Source organism: Synechococcus sp. R6-7 (assembly GCF_047461695.1).
Classification (GTDB): Bacteria; Cyanobacteriota; Cyanobacteriia; order Thermostichales; family Thermostichaceae; genus Thermostichus.
Window position 1 is genome coordinate 1 of sequence record NZ_JANSHS010000392.1, and the last position, 8,097, is coordinate 8,097.

General features: G+C 57.4%; 8 protein-coding genes and 1 pseudogene. 7 read left to right on the forward strand and 2 right to left on the reverse strand.

All coding sequences use genetic code 11. The features are described 5' to 3' along the window. From NW815_RS11360 to NW815_RS11375, 4 genes and pseudogenes are all read left to right on the forward strand, one after another. A pseudogene (locus tag NW815_RS11360) lies at positions 1-268 on the forward strand (glycosyl hydrolase); the annotation flags it as partial. A 299-nt stretch (positions 269-567) separates the two neighbouring features. Continuing rightward, the gene (locus tag NW815_RS11365) at positions 568-861 is read left to right on the forward strand and encodes a c-type cytochrome (RefSeq protein ID WP_414331830.1); all 294 of its coding nucleotides are present in this window, start codon (positions 568-570) and stop codon (positions 859-861) included. 9 nt (positions 862-870) lie between these two features. Continuing rightward, on the forward strand, positions 871-1,542 hold the full coding sequence (locus NW815_RS11370; protein WP_011432309.1) for a diacylglycerol/polyprenol kinase family protein: 672 nt from the start codon (positions 871-873) through the stop codon (positions 1,540-1,542). Positions 1,543-1,614: 72 nt separating this feature from the next. Next, positions 1,615-2,907, forward strand: coding sequence for a Glu/Leu/Phe/Val family dehydrogenase (locus NW815_RS11375; RefSeq protein ID WP_414416023.1), 1,293 nt, complete (start codon positions 1,615-1,617; stop codon positions 2,905-2,907). A gap of 54 nt (positions 2,908-2,961) precedes the next feature. Here NW815_RS11375 and NW815_RS11380 read toward each other — a convergent pair whose 3' ends face one another. Both NW815_RS11380 and NW815_RS11385 read right to left on the reverse strand, forming a co-directional pair. Further along, positions 2,962-3,321 carry a hypothetical protein gene (locus NW815_RS11380; RefSeq protein ID WP_414388548.1) on the reverse strand — a complete coding sequence of 120 codons (360 nt, stop codon included), beginning with the start codon at positions 3,319-3,321 and terminating at the stop codon, positions 2,962-2,964. Positions 3,322-3,645: 324 nt separating this feature from the next. Beyond that, positions 3,646-3,903, reverse strand: coding sequence for a helix-turn-helix domain-containing protein (locus tag NW815_RS11385; RefSeq protein ID WP_041436246.1), 258 nt, complete (start codon positions 3,901-3,903; stop codon positions 3,646-3,648). Positions 3,904-4,223: 320 nt separating this feature from the next. Here NW815_RS11385 and NW815_RS11390 point away from each other — a divergent pair, with 320 nt between their 5' ends. The 3 genes from NW815_RS11390 (at position 4,224) to NW815_RS11400 (ending at position 7,988) form a co-directional block, all read left to right on the forward strand. Beyond that, positions 4,224-5,333: an RpoD/SigA family RNA polymerase sigma factor gene (locus tag NW815_RS11390; RefSeq protein ID WP_414329306.1), complete on the forward strand. Its 1,110-nt coding sequence runs from the start codon at positions 4,224-4,226 to the stop codon at positions 5,331-5,333. A gap of 676 nt (positions 5,334-6,009) precedes the next feature. After that, positions 6,010-6,942, forward strand: a complete 933-nt coding sequence (locus NW815_RS11395; protein ID WP_414329307.1) for a COX15/CtaA family protein — start codon at positions 6,010-6,012, stop codon at positions 6,940-6,942. 53 nt (positions 6,943-6,995) lie between these two features. Further along, complete coding sequence (locus NW815_RS11400) at positions 6,996-7,988, forward strand: heme o synthase (RefSeq protein ID WP_414388552.1); 993 nt, start codon at positions 6,996-6,998, stop codon at positions 7,986-7,988. The last annotated feature ends 109 nt before the right edge of the window (positions 7,989-8,097 follow it).

Sequence of the window (8,097 nt, forward strand, 5' to 3'; positions counted from 1 at the left end):
TTTCCAAGGTTTCCTTGGGAATCCCTTGCCCAACTATGTGCTGGATTGGCTGCAACAGCATCGGGAGCGGGTGGCAGCGGTCGTCATTTATGGTAATTTATCTCTCTACCGCCGCCTGCGGGCGCACTTTCCATGGGCCAATGCCATCCACAGCCTCAACCGGGATCCCTGGGCCCAAGCGGAGGTGATGGGGCGGCTCTTTCCCAACCGTTCCCCCTCAGAGGGATCAAAGTCTCACGTGGCCCAGCCAACCATTAAGAAAAAGTAAATACCTTTACAGATTATTGGCAGGAAAGGGCTCCTGGGTTATCGTGTTGGTTGAAATGTAAAAGATTGAAACGGTTTCTCTCAGCGTTGTCTGTGTCTCCCTCCCTCTCAGAGACCACTCAATCCCGCAGCAGCCAGTCATCAACTGGCAGTTGCGTCGGCTTTGAGCAAAAGCGACTTCAGCCTTCATCCCAACAGCGTTTACAACCCTTCCTCAAATCCTTGCAGCGATTCTTTACAAGTGTCTGGGCTCAGAAAACTCGGCTGGGTCTTGCCCTTCTCGGCCTAGGGCTGGCGATATTGACCTGGGCTTGGCTGGGTGCCGGGGCTCGTCTGGATCCCTATACGGAAGCCGTCCTCAGCTTACAGGGGCAGGTTAGCCATGGTGCATCCTTGTTTGCCCTCAACTGTGCAGCCTGCCACGGAGAAGAAGCGGATGGGCGAGTGGGGCCCAGTCTGCGGGGGGTGAGCAGCCGCCGCTCGGATCGGTTTATTATTCAGCAGGTGACCGGTGGCAAAACGCCTCCCATGCCCCAGTTCCAGCCGGATCCCCAGGAGATGGCGGATTTGCTCAGCTACTTGAAAACCCTCTGAGGCCGTTTCATGGGCCTGGCCCAGCAGCTTGCTTGCTATGCTCTCTGGCTGGCCGCCGTATTTGCTTTTGCGGAATGGCTGCGCTCCCGGCAGGTGGACGGGGAATGGGTGCGCAAGGCCATTCACATCGGTGTGGGCAATATCATTTTGTTGGCTTGGGCTTTGCAAGTGCCTCGCTGGCTAGGGGTGGGATTCTCTCTGGTGTTTGCCGGCTTGGCGCTGCTCTCCTACCGGGTGGCCATCTTGCCCAGCTTGAATGGAGTCGGTCGCCGCAGCTTTGGCACCTGTTTCTACGCCGTCAGCATTGGCCTGCTGCTGTTTTGGTTTTGGCGTCCCCAGCGACAGGTCTTCGCGGTGATCGGCATATTGGTGATGACGTGGGCCGACGCCCTGGCGGGCTTGGTGGGCAAAACTTGGGGCAAACACCCCTACCAACTGGGATCCATTCAAAAAAGCTGGGAGGGATCCCTGACCATGTGGGCGGTGAGCAGCTTGGTGATTGCGGCTCTGCTGCTGGGGTACTTTGGCTTCTCCCCCCCTTTGCTGGCCATCAGCCTCTTGGTGGGGGGGATAACCATGGGGCTGGAGGTGTTCTCTTGGTGGGGGTTGGATAACCTGACCGTGCCCCTGGCCAGTGCCGGCCTCTGTTTTGTTCTGCTGCAGATCCTCAATTATTTGTAACGCTTGCTACAAAACGTTCCTCTCCCGTCCCCGGCGGTATAGCGTGGAAACAGCCCTTTCTTCTTCTCCACCATGGCTGCAAGTCCCATGCTCGCCTCTTCTGCTCCTCCCTCTCCCGCCCATATCTGTCCCCTTGCCCAGGCCTGCAGCTACCTAGATTGGGCAGCTGGCGAGCTGAAACTGGATCCCGGCTGGGTGGCAATCCTCAGCACCCCCCGTAAAGTGGTGACGGTGGCGATCCCCGTGCGGCTGGATAACGGACAAATCCAAGTGCTGGCGGGCCATCGGGTGCAGCATTGCAACGTTCTCGGCCCCTACAAAGGGGGGATCCGCTACCATCCCGCGGTCACCCTTGAAGAGGTATCGGCCTTAGCGATGCTCATGACCTGGAAATGTGCCCTTATGGGCATTCCCTACGGTGGGGCCAAAGGGGGGATCCCCCTCGATCCCAAGCGTTATTCGGTCTCGGAGCTGGAGCGCATCACCCGCCGTTACACCAGCGAGCTGATCAAGGATATCGGCCCTGCAGAGGATATCCCCGCTCCAGACATGGGAACTTCTGCCCGTGAGATGGCCTGGATGATGGATACCTATTCTATGAATGTCGGGCATGCGGTGCCGGGAGTGGTGACGGGCAAACCTCTCTCGATTGGGGGATCCCGAGGGCGAGAACTGGCCACCGGACGGGGGGTGATGATCACGGTACGGGAAGCCTTGGCCCGACGCGGTGGATCCCTGGCAGGGGCAACGGTGTTAATCCAAGGTTTTGGCAATGTGGGTGGAGCAGCGGCCAGCTTGCTGCATCAGGCAGGAGCCAAAATTGTGGCGGTTTCCGGCAGTTCTGGGGGCCTTTATAACCCCAAAGGACTGGATATCCCCGCCCTCAAAGCCCACATGAAGGAACAGGGAGGCCGCATGGCGGGCTTTCCGCAAGCTGAGCCCATTAGCAATGCCGACCTGCTGGTGCAAAAAGCGGATGTGTTGATCCCTGCCGCTCTGGAAAATCAAATTACCGAAGCCAATGCCCACCAAATTCAAGCCCGGATTGTGGCAGAAGCTGCCAACGGGCCAACCACCCTTGCCGCCGACCGGATTTTGGAATCGCGAGGGATCCAGGTATTGCCGGATATCCTAACCAATGCCGGTGGAGTGGTGGTGAGCTATCTGGAGTGGGTGCAGGGACTCTCTTACGTCTTCTGGGATGAGGAGCGGGTCAATCAAGAGATGGAAGGTCTGATGGTACGTGCCTTTGAACGGGTGGTGCAGGAGGCTGAACGGCGGCAAGTGTCGCTGCGACTGGCTGCCTACACCCTAGGGGTAGGCCGAGTGGCGCAAGCCCTACAGGATCGCGGCCTTTACCCGTAGACCGGGAACTCTTGGCTCAACAAGCCTACTTGCCAAGGTTCGATTGCCCTTTTCTCAAGCCCGACGGCGTTCTTGCTCTTCCTGCTGCTGCCATTGCTTGAGCAGCTCTTTTGCCGCCTGTGGGGTAAAGTAGTCCAGCTCCATCAGCTTACGGTAGGTCAGAATTTGCCGCATCTCCAGGGGCATATCTGCTTTTTGGTAGAAGTAGCGAATGCGATTGATGTTTTGCTCCATTTCTGTAAACTCTTGCTCCCGCTTGATCTGCCTTTCCTGCTTGAGCACTTCATGGGGAGCGGACAGGCGGCTGTAGTTAGGGATCCGTTGCGTGCCTGTGGTTTTGCTCGCAGCAGGCACACGGTGGCCTCCGGTTTGTCGGTTGTTGGCCTTGTTGGAATTGAAGAAGAAAGAGAGCATCGGCAAACCTCACACAAACAGATAAACGGCGGGAGCTTAACGCCAAGTCAACAATATCAAGTTTAGGTGAAGAAGCCTGTGATCCCGATCCTTCTTGGAAAAACCCGTACTGCTGACGAGGCGCTGTATCTCTCCGCCTCTCCTACCCCCTCGGATGGTTGAGGGAAAGATGAGGTTTGGCCTCAAACCAATCTATTCGTAAATTAAGCCTACCGTACTTACACGGAAATTGACCAAGATCACGCCGAAAAGCGCAGGATACTTACGTATCTTCACGTCTTTTCGTTCGAGATACTTGTATCGGATATATCTTCCCACCAGCCGCTACAGGTGGGATTCATCTCCGCTCAGCAGCCAAGTGACCGATACCCCCAACGCCTTGGCAAAGGCCACCAGTTCTTTGTCAATGACGCGCCGTTTTCCCTTTTCCACCTGGCCAATTTTGACGTAGTCCAACTGCACACCGTACTTGGCCAAGCGACCCGCCAGTTGATCTTGGGTGAGTTGCAGCTTCTCCCGTACCCAGCGCACCCGTTCCCCAATCAAGTTGGCCGATGGATGGTGCCGGTCGTTAGACTCCATAGGAGCAGAAAGCCGTAAATATTCTTTTCCAGACTGAGGAAGTTGAGGGATCCTCACATGGTAGCCTGAGCTGGCAAGGTTCCCTTTTCCTGGGATCCCACCCGGCAGCCGTTGAGCTGACTGGCTCAGGAACAATCTTATCTCAAGGTCTAGATCGAAAATCGCTTACCGCTTTTTGCCGGGCAACCCCTTGCCTACAAGGACTTGACGGATGGGATCCCTGCTGTTCCCGCATCCAAGCGGAAAAATCTCCGGACAAAAAAGAGGGGCATGATCGATTTTCGCTCGCAGCAGCAGCAGAAACCTCTTTAGACTGGGAGATGAAGTTCTCTCCTCACCTGGCCGTGGTTTTTTCTCGTCCTCATCCTGAACACTCTGTCTCTTCGCCTCAGGAGTTCGACGATCTCTGGTTCGACCCCGAGTCTGCCCCTCAAGACGACCTCGCAGAAGTTGACTCAGAGCCAGGGGCCGGCGGATCCCGGTTGAATGAAGACGCTGTCGATCACTACCTGAATACCATCGGTCGCGTGCCCCGCATCGATCACGCTGAGGAAATCGAGTTGTCGCGCAAAATTCAGCAAAAGCTCCTCATCGACCAAGCCCGGCAGGAATGGCGGCAACGGCGGGGGGAGGATCCCAGTGATGAGGCTCTGGCCGAGGCCCTGCAGATTTCCGTATCCACCCTACGCTCCCGCATCCGACAAGGGGAGCAAGCTCAACGCAAGCTGATCAACGCCAACCTGCGCCTGGTGGTCAGCGTTGCCAAGAAATACCTCAATCGGGGGGTGCCGTTTTTGGATCTGATCCAAGAGGGCAATATCGGGTTGATCCGGGCCACCGAAAAATTCAATGCGGAGCGGGGGTTTCGCTTCAGCACCTATGCTCATTGGTGGATTCGCCAAGGCATTACCCGTTGCATTGCCAATCAAGCACGGACGATTCGCCTGCCGGTACACATGGTCGACAAAGTACGCCTGCTCAAGCGCACCAACCGCGAGCTGATGAAGCTGCAGGGGAGGCGGCCCACCGAAGCGGAGCTGGCAGAAGCCTTGGGCATTAAAGTCAAGAAACTGCGCATGATCCAACAGGCTGCTGCTTTGCCCCTGTCGCTGGATGTGCCGGTCGGCCAGGAAGGAGAAAGCCGCCTTGGAGATTTGCTGCAAGATGAGCGGCAAGAGCAGCCCTTTCAAGGGATCCTCGTGCAATCGATGCAGCAGGATGTGCGTTCTGCCATGCAAACCCTGAAGCCGATTGAGAGGCAAGTGCTGGAGTTGCGCTATGGGTTAGACGGGCAACAGGCGAGAACCCTGCGGGAGGTGGGGGATCACTTCAACCTAACGCGGGAACGGATTCGTCAGATCGAGCGGGATGCCCTGCGCAAGTTGCGGGTGGGATATTCTTCGCGGGCTTTGGCTCAGTACATTCGCTAGTGGCTACAGGCCTGGCAGACCGATTTCCGGGCCAGCTTCTGCCCAGGGATAGCCTTTTTTCAATCTTCTTGGGTTGAACACCATAGCCCCTTGCAGCGGCGATGATAAGGATCCCTTATCCCCTGAGCCTATTGGGGCTGATGACCCCCCGGCTACCTCATCTTCACGACCAGAGCCAGTGGGAAGGACTTTGGCAGCTAACCTCTTTGGTCGTTGAGGAGTTGGCTGATCGGTTTCCTCTGGCGCTCAGGCATTGTAGTCACTCCAAACGAGATTGAGACACTCCCGCTGCCGCCCAAACGCTTCGCGCCGCTGCCGCGACCCCTCTCCCAGGGGGAAAAGGATTGGTCTGCTGGCTTGACTTCCCAGAGGTGCCTAGGATTCGGAACACCTGTGCGCCGAGAAAGAAATTCTTAAAAAGCCTTCGCCAGCCACAAAACCGCATTTAGGATTGGCTTCGAGGAATAGTCAGCGAGTAACCTGCGTCTTTGTTTCCAGATGGCCCGATACCAAGCCGGCTAGGCTTTTTCAGCCCAGCCTCTTTTTCAGTGCAGATGCTCGAGCCGTCAGCCCAGTCTTTGCTATGCCTTCAACTGCAATGGATTCTTCGATCTTTCATCAATCCCAACCTTCTTCCCAGCGGAATCCTGTGCTCTCAGACAAGCTTTCCCTGCGTATGGGACAAGCTCTACTGGGGTTAGCATTGGCCACTTGGCTGCTGATGGGGTTAGGCAGTGCCACCCGCGTCATGAATGCTGGGCTGTCCTGTCCAGATTGGCCCCTTTGCTACGGGGCAATTGTGCCCAGCCAGCAGATGAACCTACAAGTCTTTTTGGAATGGTTTCACCGCATGGTGGCTTCTGGGGTAGGCTTGGCTACGCTGGTTCTGATGGGGTTTGCTTGGCTGAAGCGTCAGGCATTGCCCACTTGGCTGCCCTGGGGTTTGAGCTGGGCTTTTGTTCTGGTCTTGATGCAAGGGATCCTGGGTGGGCTGACGGTCACGGAGCTGCTGCGCTTTGATATTGTGACGGCCCACTTGGGCACGGGCCTGCTGTTTTTTGCCACTTTGCTCACTCTGGGATTACTGATCTGGACAAGAGCCGGTTCTAAGGACTCCATCCTGCCGCTGCGACTGGGTGAAGGGCCATTTTCCGTCGGCTACTTGCCTTGGCTGGGCTTGGGGGCGGTGCTGCTGGTGTATGTCCAGAGCCTTCTGGGCGCCTTGGTGGCCTCCCAATGGGCTTTGCATCAATGCTTTGCTGCCGGCGAGCTGTGCTGGGTGATGAATAGCCACTTGCTGGGGGTTGCTCCGGCCACCCTTGGGGTGTTGGCGGTAGCGGTGGCCACCGGGCTGCGGCGCAAGCGGATCCCCCGCCTTCTCAAGTTCTTGGGCCATGGGTCTGTTGGCCTGCTGTTGGCCCAGGTGGGGATCGGTGTTTTGACCTATCATTACCGGCTGCAGGTAGAACCCCTAACGGTGGCCCATCAGATGATGGGGGCAGCTTTGCTGGCCTGTCTGCTGGGTTTTACGGTGCTGGCCTGGCGAATGCGAACCCAGGGGGAAGAAGGCCAGTGGATGGCCATGACCGCAGAAATGACCGGTGAGTGAATTTCATGCAAGATAGCGTTTTAGTCGACCGTCAGGCTTCCTACCAGAACCCGATGGGGGGGATCCCCTCTGAGCAGAGCCCATGTGCTCTGGGGTGCGAGCGCCAGGCGCTTGTCCAGGTTTTGCGCAGCTACAGCCAGTTGGTGAAGCCCAAGATCATCGCCCTCTTGCTGATGACGACGGCTGGGGCCATGTGGATGGCAGGCAACACCGACCCGTTCAGGTTTTTCATCACCCTTTTGGGGGGAGGAATGGCGGCGGCGGCAGCCAACGTCATCAACATGGTGTATGACACCGATATCGATCGGATGATGGAGCGAACCCGCCATCGTCCCCTGCCTTCCGGTCGAATCCGGGCGCGGGATGCTCTGATTTTTTCGGGGATCCTGGCTTTGGCTGCCTTTGGGTTGTTGGCTATTTTCACCAACCTGCTGGCTGCCGGTTTGGCCATGTCGGGGATCCTGGTGTATGTGGGGGTCTATACCCACTGGCTGAAGCGTTCCAGCACGCAAAATATTGTCATCGGTGGAGCGGCAGGAGCGATCCCACCTTTGGTGGGCTGGGCAGCGACCACAGGCGAGCTCAGCTGGGCCGCGTGGGTGATGTTCGCCATCATCTTTTTGTGGACTCCACCCCACTTCTGGGCTTTGGCCATTCTGAAGCGGGAAGACTATGCCCGTGCCGGGGTGCCGATGCTGCCGGTGGTCGCGGGCGAAAGACTCACTGCCGCACAGATTTTGCTCTACGCGCTGCTGATGGTTCCGGTCAGCCTGTTGCTGGTTTACCCCTTAGGGATGCTGGGATCCTTTTATCTGAGCGCGGCGGCGCTGCTGGGATCCCTCTTGGTTTGGAAGGCGGTGCAGTTGCTGCAGGATCCCTGCGACCGAGATCGGGCGGCCTCGCTCTTCACGTTTGCCAACCTGTATCTGCTGCTGTTGTGCGGGGCCATGGGTCTGGATAGGTGGTCGTTAACCCACATCCTCTGGAGCCAGGCCACTGCGTCCCTCCAAGGGATTTACACCACCCTCATAGCGCTGGCCAGCTGACTTGCGCGAATGGGGGATCCCCGGGTTGATAACCCCCGTTGGCCAGCCGGTTTTTCCTCAAAATTGCGGCCCATTCTCAGAGAGCATGCCTCTAACCCCCAAAACCCTG

Bases quoted from the DNA above. Each gene is read 5' to 3' on its own strand.
- NW815_RS11385 (WP_041436246.1), bottom strand. From the start codon at position 3,903: ATGGAGTCTAACGACCGGCACCATCCATCGGCCAACTTGATTGGGGAA.
- NW815_RS11395 (WP_414329307.1), top strand. From the start codon at position 6,010: ATGGGACAAGCTCTACTGGGGTTAGCATTGGCCACTTGGCTGCTGATG.
- NW815_RS11380 (WP_414388548.1), bottom strand. From the start codon at position 3,321: ATGCTCTCTTTCTTCTTCAATTCCAACAAGGCCAACAACCGACAAACC.
- NW815_RS11375 (WP_414416023.1), top strand. From the start codon at position 1,615: ATGGCTGCAAGTCCCATGCTCGCCTCTTCTGCTCCTCCCTCTCCCGCC.
- NW815_RS11370 (WP_011432309.1), top strand. From the start codon at position 871: ATGGGCCTGGCCCAGCAGCTTGCTTGCTATGCTCTCTGGCTGGCCGCC.
- NW815_RS11400 (WP_414388552.1), top strand. From the start codon at position 6,996: ATGGGGGGGATCCCCTCTGAGCAGAGCCCATGTGCTCTGGGGTGCGAG.
- NW815_RS11390 (WP_414329306.1), top strand. From the start codon at position 4,224: ATGAAGTTCTCTCCTCACCTGGCCGTGGTTTTTTCTCGTCCTCATCCT.